2 protein-coding genes are annotated in these 1,505 nt (G+C 73.5%); both read right to left on the reverse strand.

Going from position 1 to position 1,505, the window contains the following annotated elements:
- Positions 1–163: 163 nt before the first annotated feature.
- Positions 164–700, reverse strand: coding sequence for a copper resistance CopC family protein (locus QH283_RS18030; RefSeq protein WP_280504161.1), 537 nt, complete (start codon positions 698–700; stop codon positions 164–166).
- Positions 701–705: 5 nt separating this feature from the next.
- Positions 706–1,329, reverse strand: coding sequence for a DUF6474 family protein (locus QH283_RS18035; protein WP_280504162.1), 624 nt, complete (start codon positions 1,327–1,329; stop codon positions 706–708).
- Positions 1,330–1,505: the final 176 nt, after the last annotated feature.

A 1,505-nucleotide genomic window follows, 5' to 3' on the forward strand; every position in this document is an offset into this window, starting at 1 on the left:
GGTGCCGTCGGCGACCACCCGGATCAGCGCGGCGGCGGGCGCGAAGTCGGGCCGGGCCAGCAACCAGGCCAGCCCGACACCGAGCAACCCGGCGGGCAGCAGGGCGGACAGCGCGGCGGCGTCGCGGCCGGAGGTCGGCGCGCTCACCGCGGCGCGGGCGCGCTCACGAGCGGCCGTCGCGGCCCCGGAAGCCGAACAGCAGCACCGAGAGGCCGACCGCGAGCAACACCACGACACCCGCGATCAGCAGCCACAGCGGGAAGCCGGATTCCTCGGCCTCCTCGGCGGACCCGCCGTCGGCGCGCTCACCGGGCTCGCCCCGGCCGGGGGTGGTGAGGGTGAAGGTGCGGGTGCCGCTGACCACGTGACCGTCGGCGGAGGTGACCCGGAAGGCGATGGTGTACTCACCGGCCGGGCCGAGTTCGCGCGCGGCCACGCTGACCGAACGGCCGTCGACCGTCGGCTCGCCGTCCGACCACAGATTGCCGTCCGGGCCGACCAGCGTCAGCGACGGGAAACCGGGCTGCAACTCCTCGTTGAAGGTCACCACCACCCGCTCGGGACCGGTGTCGATCCGCGCGCCGTCCTCGGGCACGCTGCCGACCGCCCCGGAGTGCGCGGCCGCGAGCCCGCCCGACGTCAGCGCCATGCCGACCGCGAGCAGTGCGGTGACCAGGATGCGAACCACGGATTTCGCCATGGCGATCAGCGCACCCCGAGCCGGGCCAGCACCTCTGCCTCGATGCCGGACAGTTCATGGGAGATGGAGGCGTGCACGCCGCGCCTGCGCGCGGCAGGCATCTGCTCGGCCGTGCGCACCGCGGTGCTCAGACCGGCCAGCCGGTCCTTGGTGGTGGCGACGAAATCGCCACTGGTGTCCTGCACCCGGTCCAGCGCCGCCTCGGTGTTGGCGATCCTGGCCTGCAGCTTGGCGCCGTGACCGGTGAAGTCGCCGAGCTGTTCGACGCCGATGCCGAGCTGCTGGGCGCGGCGCGCGTCGAGCTGCCCGCGGATGATGGTGGCGCCCCGGTAGGCCAGCGGCGCCAGCACCGGGATGAGCACCCTGGCCACGCCGATGTACTTCCTGATCTGGGCGGCGCTGAACGGGTCGCGCTCGGCCTTCGCGGCCAGCTTCAGCGCGGCCTTCTCCTCGGCCTTGAGCGTGGCCACCTGCTGCTTGGCCACCTTGCGCTGGGTGCGCAGTTCGGCGCGGCGCGACTTGCGGTCGTTCTTGGCGGCCAGCTTGGCCTCCAGCCCGGCCTTGTGCTTGAGCGCCTTGGCCTGGGCCCGCCGGCTCGGCCGCCGTGTGCGTTTCGTGAACAACCCCATCGGAAAAGGCCCTCCGTCATGCCGTTCTGCCATCGAGCGCGCCGACCCGTTGTGCGTCGTCTGCCCCTGTACCACGCGGTTCGGGCCCACCTTATCCGGTCCGGCGGCGTCGTTGCGACAGTGGCGGTCGGGTGCCGCGGCGTGGCTGCGACCGGGGCGGTCGACCGCCGGTGGGA

It is taken from the genome of Nocardia farcinica (genome assembly GCF_029867845.1).
Lineage (GTDB): Bacteria > Actinomycetota > Actinomycetes > Mycobacteriales > Mycobacteriaceae > Nocardia > Nocardia farcinica_A.